Genomic DNA, 21,946 nt, shown 5'->3' on the forward strand with positions numbered 1-21,946 from the left:
GATCCGCGAGCGACGATACCCCACCGTGAACCATCTCGTCCGCATTTCCAGTCCTGCGCTCATCGGTCTGCTCACGCTCCTGGCGGGGGCCTGCGGCGATTCGGGAGCATCGGTGCCGATCCACGATCGCCTGTGGCTGACGGCGGTGCCGAAGACGGCGAAGGACGAGGTCAGCGCCTTCCTCATCCTGCGCGCGTCCGAGTCGACACAGTACGGCTTCCTGTTCAAGGGCTCGCTGCTGCGGGGCAGCTACGACACCTTCCACTGGGCCCCGGACGGCGACGAGCGGGCCAAGCTGACGACCGTGCAGGACGGCAGGGTGCACAAAATTCGCGTCGAGACCTGCGAGCCCTCCGCGGGCTTCCACTACTGTGTGCAGCTGCACGGCGACCCGCAGGGGACGGTGCGCTACCAGTCGCGCAAGCGCTGGGGCCTCGGCCGCCCGAAGGCCAAGCTGCTCGGCTTCGATCTGGCCGGCGAGCTGCAAGCGCTGGCGGCCGAGGACGGCGAGCTGGCGACCGCGCTGGCGGAGCTGGCCGTGGCCGGGGTGGACGGCGCGCCGTCCACTCCGCCGGCAGGGGTAGCGGCTCCCTGAGCTTTCGGACATGTTCGAAGCGACCTGTCCCGAGGGCCAGCTGACGTGAGTGAGGTCGACGCGCTGCTCGAGCGGCTGGTCGCGCAGTTCGCGGGGCCCTACGACTTCCTGCGCGAGCTGGTCCAGAACGCGCTGGACGCGGGGAGCGACCGGGCGGAGGTGGTGCTGGAGACGCACACCGAGGTCGGCGGCGAGGCGGACGAGGTGGTGTACGAGCTGCGGGTGAGCGACGCGGGCGGGGGGATGGACGAGGCGGTGATCGACGGCGGGTTGACGCGGCTGTTCGCGTCGACGAAGGCGGACGACCGGACGATGGCGGGCGGCTACGGGGTGGGCTTCGTCAGCGTGTTCGCGTGGGAGCCGGAGGCGGTGGTGGTGCACACGGGGCGGGCGGGCGAGGCGTGGGAGCTGGTGTTCTATCCGGACCGGCGCTTCGAGAAGCTGCGGCTGGGCGAGCCGGTCGAGGGGACCACGGTGACGCTGCTGCGGCGCGGGCGAGCGAGCGAGCGGCCGGCGATCGCCGAGGCGGTGCGCGACAGCCTGTGGCGCTGGTGTCGTTACTGTCGGCTCGAGCTGAGCTTCGAGGACATCGCGAGCGGCGAGCCGGTGGAGCTGATCCAGGACAGCCCGGCGCCGGCTGACACGCCGCTGACGATCTCCGAGGTGCAGGGCGACACCACGGTGCACGTGGCCTTCGCGGTGCCGCCGTCGGCGACGCTGCTGCGGCGCGGGCTGGTGCTGGCGGAGGGCGGCGCGGCGGAGCTGCTGGGGCCGCTGCTGCCGGGGCTCGGGCGCACGGCGGAGCACCTGCAGGTGTGGATCGACTCGCCGCTGCTGCGGACGACGATCGCGCGCGACAAGGTGGTGGATGACGCGGGCCAGCGCGGCGTGCTGGCGCGGGCGGCCGCGGCGGTGACGGGCCTGCGCGCGCGCCTGGTGGCGGCGATCGAGGCGGCGGCGGCGGAGGCCGGGCCGTGGACGCGGGCGCGACACGAGCACTACGCACACCTGCATGCGCACCTGGGCCGCGAGCTCGAGGCGCTGGGCGCCGGGCTGCGCGAGCGGCCGCTGCTGCGCGACGCGGCGAGTGAGGCGGGGCTGTCACCGGCCGAGCTGATGACGCGGCTGCGCGGGCGGTCGGTGTTGACCTTCGATCCCGATGAGGTCGACACGGGGTTGTTGGCGGCGGCGGGGCGCGCGGGCTACCCGGTGCTGGCGGCGGAGGCCAGCGACCTCGGGTGGCTGATGGCGTTGCTGGCGATCGATGCGGGGCGGGTGCTGCCGCTGCAACGGGCGCTGTTTCGTGAGCGCGGTGATGCGGCGAGCGAGGGGCTGCGGGCGGCGGTGGAGCGTGGGCTGCTGGCGGCGGGGGTGGTGGTGCAGCTGCGCCTCGCGGCGGCGGCCCCGGGCTCGACGGCGGCGCGGCCGGGGCTCGTGGGGGTCGAGGTCGCGAGCGACAAGGAGGGGGCGCTGGTGGTCTACGCGGCGGGGCCGTGGCCGGAGTCGGCGTGGAAGGCGGGGACGTTGTGGGTCGAGGACGGGATGCTGCAGCGGGCGGCGCTCAAGGCGTTTGTGTCGGCGCCGCGGACGGCCGCGCTGACGCTGGCCTGCGCGGTGGCGGCGGGGCTCGGGCGGGCAGGGAGCGAGGCGGGGGCGATCGCGGAGGGGCTGAAGGACCTGTCCGTGGGGACAGGTTCGTAGGGCTGTCCGGAGGGGAATTTCGTGGAGCTGTCCAAAGGGACAGATTCGTGGAGCCCTCCTGAGGGACAGGCGCGGGTCGGGCTCAGGGGCAGTTCATCGAGGTGACGACGTCGTCGGTGTCGGGGACCCCGTCGCCGGGGACGTCGGTGAAGCTGACGGCGATCGACTGGCACCACGAGCTGTTGCAGTTCTCGGTGCGGGCGACGTGGGCGTGGGGGCCGGTGGACCAGCCGGTGGAGCCGGAGTGGCCGACGGCGACGCCGCGCGGGACCTTCTCGCCGACGCTGACGAGGGTCTCGCTGAGGTGGGCGTAGATCGAACGGGTGCCGTCGTTGTGGAGGACGGACACGTAGTTGGCGGCGTTGTTACACTCCATGCCGCCGCCGTTGTAGCAGGGGTCGCCGGGCTTGGTGCCGTTGTACATGTGCGCGACGGTGCCGTCGGCGATGGCGACCAGCGGGGTGCCGAGCGGGACGGAGAAGTCGAAGGCGTAGGCGGACTGGCCCTGATGGCTGAAGTCGCCGAAGTTGCCCTGGGAGATCTTGGCCATTTTGCCGCACTCGAGCGGGAGGAAGAAGCCGTCCATGCTGGGCTCGTCGAGGGTGCACTCGACGAGGCCGCTCCAGACGTAGCCGTCGAGGCCGGGGCTGTGGATGTGGTACCAGCCGCCGTTGCCCTCGAGCACCTCGCCCTGCACGAGCTCGAGGACGTCGACGATCGCCCCGGGGGAGAGGGTGCCGAGCGGAGCTTCCGCGGTGGAAGGGGTGGGGCGGACGTTGAGCACGTCGCCGGGGGCGACGGTGACGCGGACGCGCGGGCAGTCGTCGACGGGGGCGCCGGTGGTGTCCGTGGTGGTGGCGTCCGTGGTGCTGTCGCTGGTGCCTGGGTCGGTGAGGCCGGTGGAGGTGTCGCTGGTGGTCGTGAAGTCGGGGACGTCCGTGGTGCTGTCGTCGGGGGCGCCGGTGGTCGGGGTGTCGTCGGTGGTGCTGCCGGGGAGCGGAGCGTCGGTGGTGCTGGCGTCGCCGGAGTCGCTGTCGTCGCGGCCGTTGGTGATTTGGTCGGCGAAGCCGTCGTCGTCGCCCGGGTTGCAGGCGCCGAGGGCCGTGGCGAGGGCGAGGAACGCGGGCGAGAGGCGCATGTGAGGCCGAGTAACGAGGTGCGGGGTTTCGATCATGACGGTGGATGTGAGCTTTTGCGGCCCGCTCATGGCGCGCGAGGCCGCCATGGCCGGGAGCTTCGCCCGTGGCGGCGATGCTGGCAAGCGCCCGCGCGCGGCTGGCAAGCGCCCGGGCGCGGTGCGGCGTGTTATGGTGCGGTGGTCGGCGTGCGGAGGTGTCCTGAGAGACAGGTGATCGGGGCCGGGCGCGGTGCGGCGGGTCGTGGGCGGGGGTGTCCCGAGGGACAGGTGGGCGTGGTCGTGGGGACATGCTCCGAGGGACAGGTGATGCGGTGCTGAGCGGGGCGGTGGCGGCGGCGCTGCTGCGGGTGCGGCGGGGGACGGCGGACGGGCAGGCGGCGCGGCACGGGTTCACGGTGGCGCGGACGGAGGCGCTGCTGCGGCTGCGGGACGTGCCGCGGGCGCCGTGGGCGTGGACGCTGGGCTTGCTGCGGGCGGCGCGGCTGCTGTCGACGAGCGGGCGGGCGGTGGCCTTGGCGCGGGAGGAGGGCGACGCGCGGGTGGTGACGCTGCGCTTCGGGGTCGGTGGCTGCGACATGACGGGGGCGGAGCTGCGGGCGATCGTCCACGCGGCGGTCGCGGGTGAGGAGGAGCGGGCTGAGTCGTGGCTGGGCGAGACGGGCAAGCGCTGGCGGGCCGAGGTGGGCGCGGCGATCAACGCCGGGCTCGCGAGCGGGCCGCGATCGATCGCCGTGCGCACCTCGGCGGATGCTCGGGTGTACGTCCGACGTGACAGCGAGATCGCGGGGCAAGATCCGTACGGTGAGCAGCCGGACGGCGAGCGGTGCCCGCGGCAGGCCTTCGAGGTCGTGCTGCGCGAGGCGAGGCCGGGCGCGGGGCGGCGGCTGGCGGCCTGGGTGGCGGGGCAGACCGGGGCGGCGGCGCAGATCGAGGCGCTGTGGCGCGAGGCGTTGTTCTTGCCGGCAGGGCAGACCGGCGCGGTGGAGCTGGCGGACGCGCTGGTGGGGCCGCGGGTGGCGCTCGGTGAGCACGCGGTGTGGGCGTCGGTGCCGGCGATGGGGGGGCCTTGGCTGGTGCGCGCGGGCGTGCGGACGCTGTCGCTGGGGCCGGCGTTGGCGGTTGTGGGGTTGGAGGCGGGGGAGCTGGCGGGGTGGATCGAGTGTCCGTCGCTGCGGCTGACTGCGGACGAGGCGGGGGTCGTGCAGGACGCGGCGTTCGAGCTGCTGGTCGCGTGGCTGCTCGACGCGCGGGCGCACCGGGGTCCGGCGGGGGTGCAGTGGCCGACGCAGGTCGAACAGGTGCGGGTGGCGTCGGGGCGGGCGCTGGGTCGCGATGTGGTGAGCCAGCAGGCGCGGGCGGGTCGCGATTTTTTGTATGTGTGGCGACATCAGGAGCGGCTGGTGCCGCCGGCGATGCAGGCCCGGGCGCACGTGCTGTGGCCGTCGGAGCTGGCGCTGCTGCGGGCCAGCGTGCCCGAGCTGCGGCCGGTGCCGGTGCGGGCGCTGGGGGACACGCCGCAGGTCGAGCGGGTCGATCTGACGAGCCTGGTGCAGGGCTCGCTGCCGGAGGTGGCGGTCGATCTCGCGGCCGCGGCGACGGCGACGACGCAGGCCGGGGTGCGCGTGGAGCTGCAGCTGCGGGCCTTCGTGCACCGCTACCCGACGGCGACGCAGGGGGCGACGGTGCTGCTGGCGTACGGGCGGCGGGTCGCGCACGTGCGCGAGTCGGGGCGGGTGCTGCCGGGGGTCACGCTGGTCTGCGATCTGCTCGGGGCGGACATCGACGGGCTGCGCGGCGAGGCGGCGCTGTTGCAGGCGCTGGCCGGGCGCTGTCGCGAGGCGGGCGAGCGGGCGATGCCGACGCTGCTGGCGCAGGGGATGGCCCACGCGACGCCATGGGAGGTGCCGCTGGTGCGCGCGCAGGCGGAGGCGCTGCGCGGCGCGGGGCTCGGGCTGCGCTACCGCGAGGATGATGACGGGCCGCGGCTGGCGTGGGAGGAGTCGCCGCTGCTGGGGCTGGCGGTCGGGCGCGACGAGACGCGGTCGGTGACCTTGCAAGACGCGCTGCTGCGCTGCCGCGACGCCGGCGGGATCGTGGTCGCGAACCTGCAGCAGAAGTGGCCGGGATGGGACTCGCGCGAGCCGGGGCCGGGGCCGTGGTCGCTGGCGCCGGAGGGTCGGGCGCTGCTCGAGCGGGTGATCGGCAAGGATGTCCTCTGGGACATGCCGACGCTGCCCGAGATGCACGCGCGGCCGGGGTCGGCGCGGGCCGGGCTGCTGCTCGCGGCCGATGAGGTGACTCGGCTGTCCGAGCGTCCCGATGATGAGACGCGTCGGGCGGCGCTGCTCGGCCACCTGCTGTGCGCGCGGGCGCTGGGGCGCGGTGAGGACGGGGGCGGGACCTTGGCCGAGCTGCCGCTGCTGCGCCGCTTCGATCCGCGGGCGCTTACACCTGTCCGAAAGGTCAGCTTGATGCAGGCCCTCGGTGAGGCGCCGCGGCCGGGCTTGCTGCCGAGCGGGGCGGTGACGCGGGGGCTGGCCGGGCCGGCGCTGCTGGTGACGCCGGGCGAGGCGTGGCTGCTGCACGCGGAGGGCTTCGCGGCGGCGGGCGGGGTCAGCGGCGCGGGGGCTGTGACGAGCGACGGGCCGACGCAGGTGCGGCCGCAGCGGCGGGCGGGGCCCGGGAGCGCGCTGTTGGTGGTGCCGGTGGCTACGGCGGTCGCGGTGGGGGTGCTGCGGGTCGAGGGGCTGGTGGCGAGCAAGGTGGCGCTATGGAGCGGGGGCCTGCATCAGGGCGACGTGCAGATGCCGGCGCCGCTCGAGTGCGTGGGCGGGCGGCTGGTGTTGACGCGGCAGGGGGCGCGGAGCTCGGGTGACCACCTGGGCGGGGAGCTGCGGGGCATGGGTCGCGTGGTGGTGGCGCAGGCGCTCGAGCAGCGGCGACTGCAGCGGCCGGGTGGTCCGCAGGAGCGCGGGCTCGGGGAGTTCATCGCCCACTGCGAGGCGGCGGCGGCGGCCGGGGCGGCGGCGGCGATCTCCGACCTGCTGTCCCCGAGGACAGGTGCGGATGAGGTGCGGGTCGGTGCGCGGCTGGCCGCGTCGCTGCAGCGTCACCCGCTGCAACGCCTGCCGCCGCCGGGGCCGCGTCGGCTCGAGTCGCTGCTGCGGCAGGCGCTGGCGCGACCGCTGGGCTTCGGCTCGGCGATCTTGTCGTGGCAGGTCGCGACGCTGGCGCGGGTGGCCGACGCGGGCTGGGAGGTCGAGCTCGGCAAGCGCAACGGCTTCGTGCAGCGGGCGCTCGCCGAGACGCCTGGACCGGAGGACCCTGCGATCGCGGCGGCGCTGGCGATCGCGGCGCTGTACTCGGCGGCGCGCGGGGGCAAGGCGCGGGACGCCGGGCTGGTCGACGAGTGGGTGGCGGACTATCGCCTGCTCGCGCTGGTGTACGCGCACGCGCCGTGACGCGTGGCGCGGGCTCGCGGTGGGCCGTGCTCGGGCTGCGGCGCGGGCTCACGGTGGGCCGTGCTCGTGCTGCGAGGTGGGCGTGTAGACTGCGCGGCGCATGTCGACCACGCATCACGACTGGCTCGCGGCGGCGCCGTACACTCTGGCGCTGGGGGCGGGCTTCTTCGGCTTCTTCGCGCACACGGGGGTGCTGCGGGCGCTGGAGGAGTCGGGTGCTGCGCGGCCGCGGCGGGTCGTGGGGGTGAGCGCGGGGGCGCTGGCGGGTGGGTTGTGGGCGAGCGGGCTCGGGGCGGAGGAGATCGAGGCGACGCTGGTGGCGCTGCGGCGGCCGGACTTCTGGGACCCGGGCTGGCCGCTCGGGGGGCTCCTGCGCGGGGACAAGTTCGCGGCGCGGCTGCACGAGCTGCTCGACGCGCGGGGGGTGAGCATGCTGGAGCAGTGCCCGACGCCGTTCGCCACGGTGGTGTACGAGCTGGCGGGTCGGCGCGCGCGGGTGCTCGAGCGGGGTCGGCTGGCGTCGGCGATCCAGGCCTCGTGCACGGTGCCGCTGATGTTCCGGCCGGTCCGCCACGAGGGTCGATTGCTGGTCGACGGCGGGGTCGCGGACCGCGACGGTCAGACGGCGCTGGCGGACGATGAGCGGGTGCTGCATCACCGCCTGGTGTCGCGCTCGCCGTGGCGGCGGCTGACCGGGCGCGCGCAGGTCGTTTCGAACATGTCCGAAAGGTCAGGTCGCAAGGTGATGCAGATCGACGCGTTGCCGCGGGTGTCGCCGTTTCGCCTCGAGTGGGGGCCGCGGGCGCTGGCGACGGCGCGCGAGGCGACGCTGCGCTGGCTCGACGCGCCGGCCTGAGCGGTCAGAACTCGCGGCGGATCCACCAGCGGTAGGACTCGAAGCCGTCGATGCAGCGGTAGGCGTTGTGCAGCTCGAGGGTGTAGTCGGAGCCGCGGCTGCGGAGCGCGGTGGTCGTCACGCTCTCGAAGGTGTCGACCGTGCAGCGGTCGAGGGTGAACGACAGGGCCTGGGGTGTGAAGCCGTTGAGGCAGGCGCCGATCGGGGCCGTGCAGAGCTCGTGGACGGTGTCGGTGTCCTTCTTCATCGCCAGCGGCGGCTTGGCCTGGCTGGCGAAGGGGTCCGGGGTCTCGCTGTCGAAGGCGACGGCGACGCGGAGCTTGCGATCGGCCTCGTCCATCAGCAGGAAGCCGCTGGTGACGCAGGGGGTCCACTCGTCGAACTTGGGGTCGTCGGGGTCGGGCTTGGGATCGGGGTTGTCGCGGCTGGTGTGCCACAGGATGGCGCACGCTTCAGGGACGGGGAGCAGCTCGGCGAAGTCCGTGAGCATGGCGAGGCCGGCGATGTTCATCGCGGTGGTGGCGTCGCAGGGGAGATCGCAGCCGTCGTCGCAGCGCTGCAGCTGGTCGTCGACGCGCTTGACGACGAAGGAGCTGAAGGCGCCGCACACGTCCTTGTCGGCGCCGAGGATCGGGCGGTCCGAGAAATTGACGACAGCCTTCGTGATCGGGAGCAGCGGGAACTCCGGGGCGCAGATGTCACCGGGCTGGTTGACGGGCTCGCACAGCGGTTCGCCGGTGCTGGCTTCGGTGTCGCCGGTGTCGCTGATCGTTTCGCTGGCGTCGCTGGCGTCGCTGTCGTCGCCCCCGCTGGTCAGCATGAAGCCCGGGTTCGGTCGACACGCGGCCACCGCGACTGTTGTAACGACTGCGAGCGCGGCGATCGGTACGCGAGCGTGCATCGTCTCGCATGATATCCGAGGAGGGCGGCCGGGAGATCGCGGGTTAGTCGGTGTCCTCGCGGCGCAGCGTGATCGCACTGTCCCGGGCGGCGTCTTCATCTGGAGCCGCTGCGACCAGGCGGGCCTGGAGCTCGCGGGCGAGGGCCTCGGCGGGTTCGCTGATGTGGCGGCGCTCGCCAGCGCGGCGGGCCGCGGCGGCGATCTGCGGGTCGGGGTCGAGGAGGCCGAGGGCGACGGCGTGGAGCTCCCGCGGGCTGACCTCGGCGCTGCGGTTGCCGAGCGCGAGCAGGGCGTTTCGCCGCATCTGCTTGCGGGGGATCCGTCGCACGGCGAGGTGGCGCACTTGCGCGCGATACTGGGAGGGGCTGATCGCGGCGAGCTCGTCGACGTCGGCGAGCGGGCGCGGGGCGGGGTCGATCCAGGCGATCGCGGGGACGCGGCGGTCGCGGGTGCTGCTGGCGTTGTAGGGGCAGACCTCCTGGCACACGTCGCAGCCGGCGACGCGTTCGCCGAGGCGATCGGCGAGGTGGTCCGGGACAGGGCCGCGGTGTTCGATCGTCAGGTAGCTGATGCAGCGTCGCGGGTCGAGGTCGCCGGGGCCGTCGAAGGCGGCGGTCGGACAGGCGTCGAGGCAGCGGGTGCAGGCGCCGCAGGCGTCCCACGGGAGGCCAGGCGTGGTGGCGGTGGTGGTCTGGTATTCGGCGGTGCGGTGGCCGGGCGTGGTGGTCTGGTATTCGGCGGTGCAGAGGATCTCACCGAGCAGGACGTAGCTGCCGAGGCCGGGGACGATCAGGCAGCCGTGCTTGCCGAGGAAGCCGAGGCCGGCGAGGGCGGCGGCGCTGCGCTCGAGCACGGGCTTGGTGTCGACGCAGATCAGGGTGGCGACGCCGGGGAGCAGCGCGTGGAGCTGGCGCTCGAGGGCGATGAGGCGCTGGTGGATGACGGTGTGGTAGTCGCGGGTTCGGGCGTAGCGGGCGACGGGGCCGGGTTCGCCGGTGTAGGGCACGGCGGCGACCAGCAGCGTGCGCGCGCCGGGGAGCATCTGCTCGGGGTGCTTGCGGACCTCGCCGGTGCGGACCAGGAAGTCCATCTCACCGGCCTTGCCGGCGGCGAGGAAGCGGTCGAGGGCGGCGTGCGCGGGGGCGAAGCCGGGGTGGTGGAGGTCGACGGCGCCGAGGCGCAAGAGGCCGACGGACTCGGCGTGGATGGCGAGCTCGGCGAGCAGCGCGGGGGTGAGGATCGGCGTGGGCGTGGGCTCGGGCATCGCTCACAGGGCGGCGTCGGGGTTGTGGGGGATCAGCTCCATGCGGCGCAGGAGGTCGTGGACCATGCGGGCTGTCGCGCCCCACAGAGGTGGGTCGTGGATGTTGAACTCGTGCAAGGAGTAGAGCTGGCCTTGCCACTCGCGGGTGCCGACGAAGCGATAGAGCTGGGGGTCGGCGAGCTGTTGCAGGGTGGGGGTGATCACGGCCTTGACCTCGGCGTCGTTGCTGCGCGGGGTGAAGTCGCCGGCGACGAGGCCGACGAAGGGGATGATGAGGTAGCCGCTGGGGACCGGGACGGGGGCGAGGCGGCCGAGGATCTGGACCTGGTCGCGCGGCAGGCCGACCTCCTCCTCGGCCTCGCGCAGGGCGGTGTCGAGGAGGTCGCGGTCGTCGGGCTCGGGCTTGCCGCCGGGGAAGGCGAGCTGGCCGGCGTGGCTGCGCAGGTGGCTGGCGCGCTCGATCAGGAGGATGCGCGTGTGCTCGCCGGGGAGCAGGGCCGCGAGGACGGCGGCGTGGCGCAGCGGGGTGGGGTCCGCGAGCGGGCCGTCGACCGCGTCGAGGCGCAGGCTCAGGTCGCGGGGGATCTGCACGGCGGGATGATGGCACACGCGAATGGTGGGCGCGGGGTCACGGGGTGAGGTTGTCGCGGGTCGTGTGCGGGGCAGGTCGATCGTGCCGGGTCACGGGGTGAGGTCGTCGCGGACGATCGTGCCGGACTGGATGACGAGGAGCGGGCGCTCGAGGGCGTGGGCGTCGAGGAGGGGGTCGCCGTCGACGACGACGAGGTCGGCGATGAAGCCGACCTTGATCTGGCCGAGGTCGCGGAGGCCGAGGAGGTCGGCGGCGTTGCGGGTGGCGGCGACGATGACGTCCATTGCGGGGATGCCGAGGGCGGTGAGGCTGACGAATTCGCGGGCGTTGCTGCCGTGTTCGAACACGCCGGCGTCGGTGCCGTAGGCCAGCTTGACGCCGGCTTTGTGGGCCTTGACGACGCTCTCGCGCATGCGTGGGGCGATCTCTCGCGCCTTGGCGGCGGAGTCGGGGGAGAGCTTGCCGGCGGTGGCGGCGGCCTCGACGTACTGGCCGACGGCGACGGTCGGCACGAGGTAGGTGCCGCGGCGCTTCATGAGGGCGATGGTGGCGTCGTCGAGGACGCTGCCGTGTTCGATGCTGTGGACGCCGGCGAGGACGGCCTCGTGGATGCCGAGGGTGCCGTGGGCGTGGGCGGCGACCTTGCGGCCGGCGCGGGTGGCCTCGTCGACGACGGCCTGCATCTCGGCGCGGCTGAGCTGCGGCGCGCCGACGCCGTCGCCCTGCGAGAGCACGCCGCCGGTGGCGCAGATCTTGATGACATCGGCGCCGAGCTTGATCTGGTGGCGGACGGCCTTGCGGAGCTCGTCGGGGCCGTCGGCGATGCCGACGCGGAAGTCGGGCGGGCCGCCGAAGACATCGGGGCGCAGGCCGTTGGTGTCGTCGCAGTGGCCGCCGGTCATGCCGATCGAGTAGTTGGCGACCAGGATGCGCGGGCCGGGGACGACGCCGTGGGCGATCGCGTCGCGCAGGCTGCGTTCGGCCAGGGTGCCGCCGACGTTGCGCACGGTGGTGAAGCCGGCGAGCAGGGTGGCGCGGGCGTTGGCGGCCCCGCGCAGGGCGGCGTCGGCGTCGCTGCTGCTGACCGCGAGGGCGACGCCCTCGGCGTGGCTCTGCTGCGGCTCGGCGCCGAGGTGGGTGTGGGCGTCGATGAGGCCGGGCAGGAGGGTGCGGCCGGCGAGATCGAGGGTGCGGGCGCCGGCGGGCGCGGTGAGGCGCTCGTTGTCGCGGCCGATCTGGGCGATGCGGCCGTCGCTGAGGAGGATGTCGAGGCCGGGGCGCGGGGCGGCGCCGCTGCCGTCGATGACCCGGGCGTTGCGCAGCAGCAGCGGCGCTGCAATGGCGGAGGCTGGCGCGAGGGACATGTTCGAAGGGGCAGGTACGGTGGCGGGGAGCGGCGCGACCGGGCACAGCGCGGCGGGCTCTTGCGGCGGGGTGGTCGAGGTCGCCGGGGCGCAGGAGGCGAGGGCGGCGGCGAGGAGCGAGCGGCGGAGCATGGCGGCGAGGATGCCCGGGCGAGGCGGGCGCGCCAAGCGATCGGGTGGAAGGCTGCGAGGGGTCAGCAGGGGGTGTCGTGGCAGCGGTAGTTGGCGTCGAGGGTGCCGGCCTGCTGGAAGTCGCGGCAGGCGAGGCCGCAGAGCTCGGCGGTGACGCCGTCGTCGAGGAAGTGCCAGCCGTCCTCGCTGGCGCAGTCGGTGACCTTGGCCCGGCCGTAATGGATGTCGTTGACGTTGATCTCGGTGGTGTCGGGGAATTGTGGCGGTGGGTCGAGGGTCACGACGCAGGACAGCGAGGCGCGGGCGATCGCGTCGAGGGCGGCGAGCAGGTCGGACTCGCGGGTGGCGGCGTGGAACTGGTCGGGGCCGGGCAGCGGGGCGCCGCCGAGGGTGGCGAGCTGGTTCAGGAGGTCGTGGTTGTTGACGCTGTCGGGCTCGCCGTCCTTGACGGCCGGGCTCACGAGGTCGGGGATCGCGATGCCGACGACGTGGGTCGTGATCTCCTGGGCGGTGGCGGCGGCGATCTGATCGAGGAGGGAGTCGTCGAACTTTTCGAACAGGTCGGGCGGGTCGCTGCCGGCGCGACAGTTGGCGGCGCCGTCGCTGACGTAGACGATGTGGCGGGTGAAGGCGGGGTCGGCGGCAGCGAGCTCGGCGGTGGCGACGGCGATCGCGGCGGCGCCGGGCGACGCGCCCTTGAGGTCGGTGGCGTCGGCGGGCGGCAGCGCGGCGAGGATCGAGATCGAATTCTTCGCGGCGAGGGGGACGGTGAGCGGGTCATCGACGGGGCAGGCGGCGGGCGTGTAGTCCAGGGTCGCTGCGTCGCTCGGGAACAGGGACAGGCCGGTGATGAGCGAGGCGTCGAAGCTGGTGAGGGTGGCGTCGACGGCGTGGTGCAGGCTGGCCCAGCGGGTCGTCTTCGGGGTTGCGGGTTGCTGCGGGTCGAGGTCGCTCTGGCCGTCGTCGTCGAGGTCGTCGGCGTCGTGGTCCCACAGGCCCTTCGGGTCGCTGACCATCGAGACTGATTTCTCGAGCGCGAAGACGAAGAGGGCGGGGGAGATGTCGATGGTGACGATGGACTCGCCGCAGCTGTTGGGGTCGAAGGTGACGCAGGAATCGCTGGCCGAGGTGGACGTCGATGAGGTGGAGCTCGAGGTCGGGAGCTCGGTGGTGGTGGTGGTTTCGCTGGTGGTCGTGACGGTGGTGGCGACGGTGGTGCTTGTTGTGCCGGGGCTGGTGTCGTCGGCGGGCGGATCGCCGGGGCCGCAGGTGGCGACGAACATCGCGAGGACCAGGCAGATCGTCGGGCGCGGCGGCGACATCGGGCCAGGGTAACAGGCGAGGTCGCGGGTCAGCGCTGGCCGTGGGCGCGTTGGCGGTCGTACTTGGCGGCGCCGACCCACAGGCGGTGGCGGGCCTGGCGGGTGCACGCGCGCAGGTGGGGCGCCTCGCACTGGTAGGTCGCGCGCCGGGCGGCGACCACGGCGGACAGGAAGGGCAGGTCGAGCAGCTCGGGGGCGAGGCAGGGGCCGAGGTGCCACAGCGAGTAGGCGGCCGAGAGGCCGTGCACGCCGCGGACGCCGAAGCGCTCGCGGTCGTGGTAGTCGCGGGCCGTGTTGAGCGGGCAGGTGGCGAGCCAGCCCCTGGCGACGGCCTTGCGGTACATCGCCTGGACCGGGTTCCTGGTGGGCGGGTGGAGGCCGACGAGCTCGTCGCAGCCGCTGCCGGGGGACTCGCGGCGACAGATGGAGACGAGCTCGTCGGCGAGGTCGGGGCGTCCGACCATGGCGGCGCCGGCCCGGGAAGCGGGCTCAGGAGGCAGCGTGAGCAGGCGTAGCCAGAGCAGCGCGAAATAGAACATGGGCCGCGAGAGGACCCGGTTAGCGCGGTTTAGGGGGATTGTAAAGCCGGGGGGCAGCGCCGTGCGTGGCGGATCGGCCATGTCCTTGGGGACATGTCGATGGACTGTCTCTTGGGACAGGTGTCTGGCGTGGAGGTCGGGGTGGGTGGATGCTCGCGGGATGCGGACGTGGAAGATCGGGCTCGTGCTGGTGGTCGGGTGCAGCGATCGGGTCGCGCTGAGTGAGACGAGCACCGGCGAGGCGAGCGCCACGGACACCGGGGTGGCTGCGACTGGCGAGGCGCCGACGAGTGCGGCGCCGACGAGCGAGGCGCCGACGAGCGAGGTGCCGACGAGCGACGCGAGCGGCGGATCGACGGGTGAGGGGAGCAGCGGGGCGCAGCTGCCGGGGACCGGCACGGACGCGATGAGCACCGGTAGCGGTGAGTCCGGCGCGAGCACGGGGGCGCCGCTGGAGGGGTGCGCGAGCGCGTGCGACCGGACCTCGATGTTTGTCGGCAACATCAACATCGGGCCGGGCGACGACACGGGCTGGTTGAAGTGCGTGACCCTGGTGGTGGGGGACGTGTTCATCGCTGGCGACGTCGACGCGGCGGGGCTGGCGGGGCTGGCCGACCTGCACACCATCGCCGGCGGGCTGACGATCAGCGACAATCAGGTGCTCGCAGATCTGGCGCCGCTGGCGTGTCTGCGCGGGGTGAGCACGAGTTTGCAGCTGAACGCGATGCCGGCGTTGACGGACCTGTCGGCGCTGGCGGGGCTGGTGGACCTGCGCCAGATCGTGGTGCGTGCGACCGGTGTCGCTGCGCTGCCGGGCTTGCCGGCGCTGACGGGGGTGGAGGCGATCGCGCTGTTCGACAATCCAGAGCTGGTCGACCTGGGCGAGCTGGCTGGGTGGACGATCGCGAGTGACTACTTCTCGCTGACGATCGCGGGCAACGCGGCGCTGGCCAGTCTTGTCGGGGCCGAGGGGTTGCTGGCGCAGGCGGACGGGGCGGTGGATGTCGCGGTGCAGATCCTCGACTCACCGGCGCTGACGAGCCTCGCGGGGCTGGAGATGCTGACGCACGGGCACCTGACGCTGAGCGGGTTGCCGCTGGTCACGGAGCTGGAGCCGCTGGCGCAGTACAAGCACGCGGGCTCGCTGACGCTGAGCGGGCTGCCCTTGCTCACCACGTTGCACGGGCTGCACAAGCTTGAGGACGTGGCGGGGTTGTTCGTGCTCGGGGACTGCCTCAAGGTCGGGCCAGAGGTCGACGGGATGGACGGGCTCGTGGACCTCAAGGGGCTCGATGCGCTGACCAAGGTCTCCGACTTCGGGATCGCCAACAACGACGGGCTGGTGGCGCTCGCCGGGGCGCCGCTGCTGCATCAGGTGAACAGCCTGACTGTGGTGGAGAACGACAAGCTGACGCAGGCGGCGCTCGACGCCTTCGTGGCCCAGCTCGACCAGGCGCCGGGCGACCTGTGCTTCGGGGCCTGGGAGATGTGCAGCTGCTTTGAGATTTTGCCGTGGTGAGGTCGTGGTGAGGCGTCAGAGGTAGAGGGCCGCGGTGCCCCAGCCCCACATCTTCTTGATCTTCGGGCTGCGGCGGGCGAGCTCCTGGGTGGCGGCCTCGTTGCCGCCGTAGTTGGGGAAGATGTCGATGAGGGCGACGTCGGCGCTGAGGGTGGGGACGATCTGGTAGGCGTCGCCGACGAGCACGGTGAGGCGCTTCTTGATGTGGGGGCGGACGCGCGGGAGGTAGAAGTCGACCAGCTCCTGGCTGAGCTCGACGAGCACGATCTCCTTGACGCCGAGGCGCTTGCTGACCTCGATGAGCTGGTGGCCGAGGCCGAGGCCGGCGATCACGACGCGGCCCTTCGCCAGGCGCGAGCCCTCGCGCAGGGTGAGGATCTCCGCGGGGGTGATCGACATCCACGGGTGCTCGTTCCACACGCCGGGCTCGCCGTCACGGCATTGGTAGATCGCGGGGATCAGGACGTCGCTGTCGAAGATCACGCTGCCGGTCTTGTCGCCGTACCAGGTCATGAGCTGGCGGCCGGCGCGGTGGAGGCGGATGCAGTAGCGGAACTGTTTGCCGGGGGAGTCGGCGCGCTCGGCCGGGTTCAGCTCGGCGACGGGGGCGTCGGAGGGGGCGAGCTCGGGGAAGACGTTGAGGGTGTGGTAGCTGTCGCCGATGATGTTGAGCTCAGTCGCGTAGGGCATGGCTGGCGACCACGGGACGCAGCTGCGCAGGCGTCGCTGGAACTCGGCGAAGAGCTGGTGCTTCTGCGCGTCGCTGAGGGGACCGGCGACCATCGCGGGCGAGTCTACACCGCGGGCGGGTCGCCGCGCAGCCAGCGGGCGAGGGCGACGGCGGTCGGAAGGAACAGCAGGACGATCGCCTCGCCGTAGACGCGGGGCTCGTCGATGTTGGCGACGAACATGAGGGCGCCGAGGTAGGCCGCGGCGACCCAGCCGAGGCGGCGCAGGGGGGCGGGCATCCACGCGCGCAGCAGCGGCCAGGCGAGCGGGAGGTAGCCGAGGTAGGCGGGCAGGCGCAGCCAGTGGGCGGGCTCCTCGAGCCAGGCGAGGTTGGCGAGCAGGCGCGGGGTGCCGTCGACGAGCAGCTGCATGGGCGCGCCGGGGTTGTCGCGCAGGGCCAGGCTGACGAGGCCGCGGGCGGCGAGCACGGCGGCGAGGAGCGCGAGCACGGGCGGGAGCAGCTGGCGCAGCGGGGATGGCTGGAGCTGGAGGGGTTGGGGTGGCTGGAGGGACAGGTCTGGAGGGACAGGTTGGGATGGCTGGAGGGACAGGTCTGGAGGGACAGGTTGGGATGGCTGGAGGGACAGGTCCGCGGGGACAGGTTGGGATGTCCGGAGGGACAGGTGGAGGGCGAGGGCGCAGGCGGGCAGGAGGATCGCGCTCTCGCGGTTGAGGGCGGCGAGGAAGCCGAGGCAGGCGGCGGCGCGCCAGCGGCGATGGAGCAGCAGGGCCACGCCGCCGGCGGTGAAGGCCATCGCGGGGGTGTCGTAGGGGTAGAAGATCGGCCAGCGGTGCTGCAGGAGGAAGGCGACCGGGAGGAGCAGCACCAGCAGCACGCCGAGGGCGGCGGGCCAGCGCGGGGGGACGAAGGGGCGCAGGGCGGCGGCGGTGGCGAGGACGAGGGCGGCGGTGGCGAGCAGCTCGAAGAGGCCGAAGACCCACAGGGTCGGGACGCGCAGGAGGGCGTGCAGGGGCCAGGCGAGCAGGGGGACGAGCACGCGCAGGCCGAAGGGTTTGGCGGCGCTGAAGTCGAGGAGCTCGTCCCAGGGGGCGCCCTCGAACTCGTGATTCATCGCCAGGCGGAGGGCGGCGTGGCCGGCTGCGAGGAGGAGGAGGGCGAGCCAGGCGCGGCTGCGGTGCTCGCGGTCCGGGGTCGTGGTCGGCGCGGTGGGGCCTTGGTCGCCGAGAGTGTGAGGTGCGGCGGGCCCGGCGGGCATGCGTTCTTATATGCAAGAAGCTGGCGGTGTGGGTGGCGATCGGGCGCGGGTGTCAGCGGGCCGTGGCGTGAGTGTCAGGGTGGTTGGTCAGGGAGAGGCCTGGGGCGGCCTTCGGGGCGTGGCACGCGGGTTGCTTGGGGCGCGGCCCATGCACTCAAGAACCCTCGGCACGCTCGGCACTCTGTTCATGTCCTTCGCGGTGAGCTCCGCGTGTAAGCCGGGCGACCCCGGCACCAGCGATGCGAGCACCAGCGACGCCAGCACGAGTGGGGCGAGCAGCGGGGGCACCGTGGAGGTGACGACGAGCGGGAGCACGGGTGAGGCGACGGTCGCGCCGACGACCAGCGGGGCCAGCGATTCGGCGACCGGGAGCACGGGCGAGGGGTCGAGCAGCGGCGCGAGCACGGGCACGGTCGAGGAGACCGGGAGCACGGGGGACGCGTCGAGCACGGGCGATGCGAGCACGGGCGAGCCGGTGGTGCCGATCTCGTTCGATGAGTGCAAGGGCGGCGACAACAGCATGTGCCCGGCCGAGGACCCGGCGTGTCTGGTGGTTGACGGGCCCGGCGGCGTTGACCCGAATGGATCGTTCTTCGTGACGTGGAGCTACTGCACACGCGAGTGCGACGTCGACGCGGACTGCGTGAGCGGGCCGATGGGCGGGACGGCCAAGCCGCTGTGCGTGCCCAAGGGGCCGAATCAGGTGAAGGTGTGCGTGCTCGACTGCTCGTTCGGCAAGAAGTGCCCGGACTCGCTCGAGTGCGCGAACGACGACACGTGCGGGACGCGCTTCTGCGACTGCGAGGGACGGGCTGCCAGGACAAGCTGTGCACTGGTTGAGCCGCGGGCGCGGCCGACCGTGCACCGGGCTCAGCGGCGGCGGCGGAGCAGGGCGCGGCCGATGTCGACGAGGCCGCGGGCGCGGCCGACGAGGCTGCCGCTGTAGAGCAGCTTGAACACGCCGCGGGCGGTGTCGTAGGCGGCGGGCTGCACGGGGTACATCTTGAGGGCGTTGTGGAAGGGGAGGCGGTCGCTGACGACGGCCTTGACGTTGCACATGCCGCGCAGGCCCTCGGGGCCGTTGAGGCGGCCGAAGCCGGAGCCGCGGACGCCGCCGAAGGGGAGGTCCTGGGCCATGTAGTGCATGGCGAAGTCGTTGATGACGGTGGAGCCGGCGACGATCTGCCGGGCGATGCGCTCGCCGCGGGCGTGGTCGCGGGTGAAGACCGAGGAGCTGAGGCCGTAGGCGCAGTCGTTGGCGAGGGCGATGGCCTCGTGCTCGTCGCGGACCCGCATGATCGCCATGACCGGGCCGAAGGTCTCCTCGCGCATGATCGCCATCGAGTGGTCGACGTCGACCAGGATCGTGGGCTGGAAGAACTGGCCCGTCGGGCTGCGCTTGCCGCCGACGATCGCCCGGGCGCCGCGGGCGACGGCGTCGTCGACCAGGCGCTCGACGATGTCGACCTGGCCGGGCATGGTCATCGCGCCGACGTCGACGCGCTGGTCGCCGAGGGGGGCGCCCTGGCGCAGCTGACCGACGATGCGGGCGGCCATGGCCACGAACTCGTCGTGGACGGCGGCGAACACGTAGATGCGCTCGGCGGCCATGCACAGCTGGCCGGCGGAGGTGAGGGTGCCGACGAGGGCGTTGTGTACGGCCTGCTCGAGGTCGGCGTCGTCGCAGACGATCATCGGGTCCTTGCCGCCGAGCTCGAGGATGACGGGGGTGAGGTTGTCGACGCTGGCCTGGAGGACGCGCTTGCCGTTGCCGATCGATCCGGTGAACACGATCTTGTCGACGCCGCTGGTGACGAGGGCGGCGCCGGTCGGGCCGTAGCCGGTGATGAGCTGGACGAGGTCGACGCTGTGGCCCTCGGCGCGCAGGGCCTCGTCGAAGATCTGCTGGATGCGGGCGGCTGACCACGAGGTCCACTCGCTGACCTTCACCAGCGCGGCGTTGCCGGCCATGATCGCGGGGATCGCCGGGGCGAGGACGTTCTGCAGCGGGAAGTTCCACGGGCAGATGACGCCGATGACGCCGAGCGGGTGGTACTCGACGCGGGCCGACTTGTGGACCAGCAGGCCGGAGCTGACCTTCTGCGGCCGGAGGGCCTTCTCGGCGTGGGCCAGGTTCCAGCGCATGGCCTCGCAGACCGGCCACAGCTCGACGGCGGCGTTCTCGAGGGTCTTGCCGGCGTCGCGGGCGATCATGCGGCACAGCTCGTCGCTGTGCTCGAGCACGTGGTCGAGGATCCGCCGGACCACGCGGCGACGCTGGGCGAAGCTGGTCTCGCGCCAGGCGAGCTGGGCCGCGCGGGCCCGCTCGAGCCGGGCCTGGACCTCGGCGCCGTCCATGACCGGGACCTCGCCGAGCAGCTCCCCGGTGGCGGGGTCCGTGCAGCGGATCGTGGTGCGCTCTTGCGGCGGCGGGGCGAGCGTGAGGGGCGTGCTGGGCGAGTCCATGGCGGCGGCACCCTACCGCAATTCGGCGCCATGCGGCCGCGGAGGGGCTTCGGGACCCCGAGGCGGAGTGACCGGGCCCACGTCGTCGCGCGGTCGCGCGGCGGCCGGACCGCGGCGCGTCCGACCGTGATCTTTTTATGGATCTTGATCGGTGGCCAGTGGCAGTGAGTCTTGAGCGGGGGGCGAGCGAGGCGTAGCGTGGAGAGTATGCGGATCGCCACGCTGTCGTTGTTCGCCGCGGTGCTGTTGGGTGGGTGTACCAGCGAGTACGCGTTCACGGACTCGGTGAGCAGCCGGGCGCGCGAGCTGATGCCGCGGGCCGAGTTCGGCGACGAGCTGTCGACGCCGTACGTGATCGGGACCGAGTTCACGGTGTTCGTGGAGGACCGCGGGCGCGACGAGAGCATGGTCGGCTGGACGGTGCGGGTCAGCGACCCGGCGGTGATCAAGCTGCGGGACGGCGAGCCGCGCTGGCTCGACTCGCACACCCTGGCGATCGACGTGATCGCGGCGGGGGTCGGGAGCGCGGACCTGCTGCTGCTCGACGCCAAGGGCGAGGTCAAGGGCAGCGCGGCGGCGGAGGTGCGCATGCCGACGCGGGTCAAGCTGTTCGCCACGGCGATCACGGCGCTGGAGGACGCGGACTTCGCCGGCGAGACGCCGCGGCCGCAGATCCTCGCGGGCGGGACGGCGTCGTTCCTCGTGCAGTACATCGACGACGACCTGGTGCTGCAGGGCTCGACGCCGCTCAAGCTGGTGATGCAGCCGACGATCGTGGCCGAGATGCTCGAGTCGCCGCTGATGGACAGCCGCGACGTCCTGCAGATCACGGTCGGCGACCCGGGCCGCGACACGATCGAGCTGTGGCTCGGCGAGCGGCTGCTCGACACGGTCGACGTCGACGTGGTGTTCCCGACGCAGGTGGCGGCGATCGACCTCATCCAGCGCAAGCGCGGGGTCACCGCCGAGGCCGAGGGCGAGGCCGAGGGCGAGTGGCTGGTGGTCGCGCAGGCCCACGACGAGTGGCGCCGGCCGATCTACGGCGTCGGCTTCGAGTGGGAGTTCCCGGGCCGGGCCTTCGAGCAGATCGGCGACCTGCTGTTCTACGAGCACGACCCGGACCCGTCGAAGCAGAAGCGGGTGCACGCGCAGGCGGCCGGGCACGCGGCCGAGGTGTGGCTGCAGGCGGCCGACGCCGAGGTCTACACCTCCAACGACGCGGCCTTCAACTGTAGCGTGGCAGGCAGGCCAGGCGGGCCAGGTGCGCCGTGGGCCCTGGCGCTGCTCGCCTGTGTCGGCGTCGGGCGTCGACGTCGGCGCAGGTGAACGATGTGAGCGACGAGCGGCGCAGGTAAACGACATGAGCGACGATCGGCGCAGGTGAACGACGTGGGCGACGAGCGGCGGAGCGTGGGCGCGGCGCGGCGGTTGCGGCGCGAGCTGCGGGCGGCGCCGCTGCGGCTGCTGGCGGCGATCGGCGCGGCGACGGGCCTCGCGGGCCGGGCTGACCGGGCGATCGCGGCGGCGAGTGATGGCTGTCTCTTCGAACATGTCGCGGAGGTCATGTCGTGTGACGCGGCGATCGTGCCGGGGGCGTATGTGTTTCCCGACGGGACGCCCTCGGATATGTTGGCCGACCGCCTGGTCGCCGGGCTGGCGCTGCTGCGGGCCGGCGCGGTGACGCGGGTGCTGGTGTCGGGCGGGCCGGAGGAGGCGGCGGCGATGGCCGCGTGGCTCGAGCGGCGCGGGGTTGTGAGGCCGGCGCTGGTGGTCGACCCGGCGGGTCTGCGCACGTGGGCGACGATGGTGCGGGCGGCGCAGCTGGGGGTGCGGCGGGCGGTGATCTGCACGCAACGATTTCACCTGCCGCGGTCGTTGTTCCTGGCCCAGGCGGCGGGGATCGCCGCGGTCGGGTTGGTCGCTGATGCGCGCTGCTACGGCGGCGAGGCGGCCAACGGGAGGCGGGAGGCGGTGGCTCGCATGCGGGCGTGGATCGATGTCCGCTGGGCGCGCCCCTGACGGCGAGGCGAGGCGGCGTCTTTCTACGTACTTCGGTCGCTGCCGTGATTGTGGGGAGGGTGCAGATAGCCCGGTCGGTGAGGGGCCTGCGGACCACAAGCGGCGAGTTCAGAAATTACTCGCGTGATAAC

At 73.1% G+C, this 21,946-nt stretch carries 18 protein-coding genes; 8 read left to right on the forward strand and 10 right to left on the reverse strand.

Going from position 1 to position 21,946, the window contains the following annotated elements; all coding sequences use genetic code 11:
• Positions 1 to 25: 25 nt before the first annotated feature.
• Both IPJ59_RS06165 and IPJ59_RS06170 read left to right on the forward strand, forming a co-directional pair.
• On the forward strand, positions 26 to 595 hold the full coding sequence (locus tag IPJ59_RS06165) for a hypothetical protein (RefSeq protein WP_293270166.1): 570 nt from the start codon (positions 26 to 28) through the stop codon (positions 593 to 595).
• Positions 596 to 640: 45 nt separating this feature from the next.
• Positions 641 to 2,296 (forward strand): ATP-binding protein, encoded by a 1,656-nt coding sequence (locus IPJ59_RS06170; protein ID WP_293270168.1) that lies wholly within the window; start codon positions 641 to 643, stop codon positions 2,294 to 2,296.
• A gap of 82 nt (positions 2,297 to 2,378) precedes the next feature.
• Here IPJ59_RS06170 and IPJ59_RS06175 read toward each other — a convergent pair whose 3' ends face one another.
• Complete coding sequence (locus IPJ59_RS06175) at positions 2,379 to 3,434, reverse strand: peptidoglycan DD-metalloendopeptidase family protein (RefSeq protein WP_293270170.1); 1,056 nt, start codon at positions 3,432 to 3,434, stop codon at positions 2,379 to 2,381.
• Between the two features lie 287 nt (positions 3,435 to 3,721).
• On the opposite strand from IPJ59_RS06175, the gene IPJ59_RS06180 reads away from it, so the two are divergent.
• Positions 3,722 to 6,895, forward strand: coding sequence for a hypothetical protein (locus IPJ59_RS06180; protein WP_293270172.1), 3,174 nt, complete (start codon positions 3,722 to 3,724; stop codon positions 6,893 to 6,895).
• Positions 6,896 to 6,995: 100 nt separating this feature from the next.
• A complete protein-coding gene (locus IPJ59_RS06185) occupies positions 6,996 to 7,751 on the forward strand; it encodes a patatin-like phospholipase family protein (RefSeq protein WP_293270174.1) in 756 nt (251 codons plus the stop codon).
• 4 nt (positions 7,752 to 7,755) lie between these two features.
• Here IPJ59_RS06185 and IPJ59_RS06190 read toward each other — a convergent pair whose 3' ends face one another.
• From IPJ59_RS06190 to IPJ59_RS06215, 6 genes are all read right to left on the reverse strand, one after another.
• Positions 7,756 to 8,652, reverse strand: a complete 897-nt coding sequence (locus IPJ59_RS06190) for a hypothetical protein (protein ID WP_293248952.1) — start codon at positions 8,650 to 8,652, stop codon at positions 7,756 to 7,758.
• Between the two features lie 43 nt (positions 8,653 to 8,695).
• Complete coding sequence (queG, locus tag IPJ59_RS06195) at positions 8,696 to 9,916, reverse strand: tRNA epoxyqueuosine(34) reductase QueG (RefSeq protein WP_293270176.1); 1,221 nt, start codon at positions 9,914 to 9,916, stop codon at positions 8,696 to 8,698.
• 3 nt (positions 9,917 to 9,919) lie between these two features.
• Positions 9,920 to 10,507, reverse strand: a complete 588-nt coding sequence (locus IPJ59_RS06200) for an NUDIX hydrolase (protein WP_293248946.1) — start codon at positions 10,505 to 10,507, stop codon at positions 9,920 to 9,922.
• Between the two features lie 90 nt (positions 10,508 to 10,597).
• Positions 10,598 to 12,004 (reverse strand): amidohydrolase family protein, encoded by a 1,407-nt coding sequence (locus IPJ59_RS06205; protein WP_293270178.1) that lies wholly within the window; start codon positions 12,002 to 12,004, stop codon positions 10,598 to 10,600.
• Positions 12,005 to 12,066: 62 nt separating this feature from the next.
• Entirely contained in the window at positions 12,067 to 13,326 is a 1,260-nt protein-coding gene (locus IPJ59_RS06210; protein ID WP_293270180.1) for a vWA domain-containing protein, read from the reverse strand.
• Between the two features lie 29 nt (positions 13,327 to 13,355).
• On the reverse strand, positions 13,356 to 14,279 hold the full coding sequence (locus IPJ59_RS06215) for a hypothetical protein (protein WP_293248934.1): 924 nt from the start codon (positions 14,277 to 14,279) through the stop codon (positions 13,356 to 13,358).
• On the opposite strand from IPJ59_RS06215, the gene IPJ59_RS06220 reads away from it, so the two are divergent.
• Complete coding sequence (locus IPJ59_RS06220) at positions 14,272 to 15,384, forward strand: hypothetical protein (RefSeq protein ID WP_293270182.1); 1,113 nt, start codon at positions 14,272 to 14,274, stop codon at positions 15,382 to 15,384. The genes IPJ59_RS06215 and IPJ59_RS06220 overlap by 8 nt on opposite strands.
• A gap of 15 nt (positions 15,385 to 15,399) precedes the next feature.
• Here IPJ59_RS06220 and IPJ59_RS06225 read toward each other — a convergent pair whose 3' ends face one another.
• Entirely contained in the window at positions 15,400 to 16,167 is a 768-nt protein-coding gene (locus IPJ59_RS06225; RefSeq protein ID WP_293270183.1) for a polyamine aminopropyltransferase, read from the reverse strand.
• 11 nt (positions 16,168 to 16,178) lie between these two features.
• The gene (locus tag IPJ59_RS06230; RefSeq protein ID WP_293270185.1) at positions 16,179 to 17,330 is read right to left on the reverse strand and encodes a hypothetical protein; all 1,152 of its coding nucleotides are present in this window, start codon (positions 17,328 to 17,330) and stop codon (positions 16,179 to 16,181) included.
• A 148-nt stretch (positions 17,331 to 17,478) separates the two neighbouring features.
• On the opposite strand from IPJ59_RS06230, the gene IPJ59_RS06235 reads away from it, so the two are divergent.
• Complete coding sequence (locus IPJ59_RS06235; protein ID WP_293270187.1) at positions 17,479 to 18,276, forward strand: hypothetical protein; 798 nt, start codon at positions 17,479 to 17,481, stop codon at positions 18,274 to 18,276.
• Here IPJ59_RS06235 and IPJ59_RS06240 read toward each other — a convergent pair.
• Positions 18,201 to 19,796 carry an aldehyde dehydrogenase family protein gene (locus tag IPJ59_RS06240; RefSeq protein ID WP_293270189.1) on the reverse strand — a complete coding sequence of 532 codons (1,596 nt, stop codon included), beginning with the start codon at positions 19,794 to 19,796 and terminating at the stop codon, positions 18,201 to 18,203. The genes IPJ59_RS06235 and IPJ59_RS06240 overlap by 76 nt on opposite strands.
• 207 nt (positions 19,797 to 20,003) lie before the next feature.
• Between IPJ59_RS06240 and IPJ59_RS06245 the strand changes: the two genes are divergently transcribed.
• Complete coding sequence (locus tag IPJ59_RS06245) at positions 20,004 to 21,122, forward strand: MYXO-CTERM sorting domain-containing protein (protein ID WP_293248915.1); 1,119 nt, start codon at positions 20,004 to 20,006, stop codon at positions 21,120 to 21,122.
• A 54-nt stretch (positions 21,123 to 21,176) separates the two neighbouring features.
• A complete protein-coding gene (locus IPJ59_RS06250; RefSeq protein ID WP_293248912.1) occupies positions 21,177 to 21,815 on the forward strand; it encodes a SanA/YdcF family protein in 639 nt (212 codons plus the stop codon).
• Positions 21,816 to 21,946: the final 131 nt, after the last annotated feature.

The organism is Nannocystis sp. (assembly GCF_016714285.1).
GTDB lineage: Bacteria > Myxococcota_A > Polyangia > Nannocystales > Nannocystaceae > Nannocystis.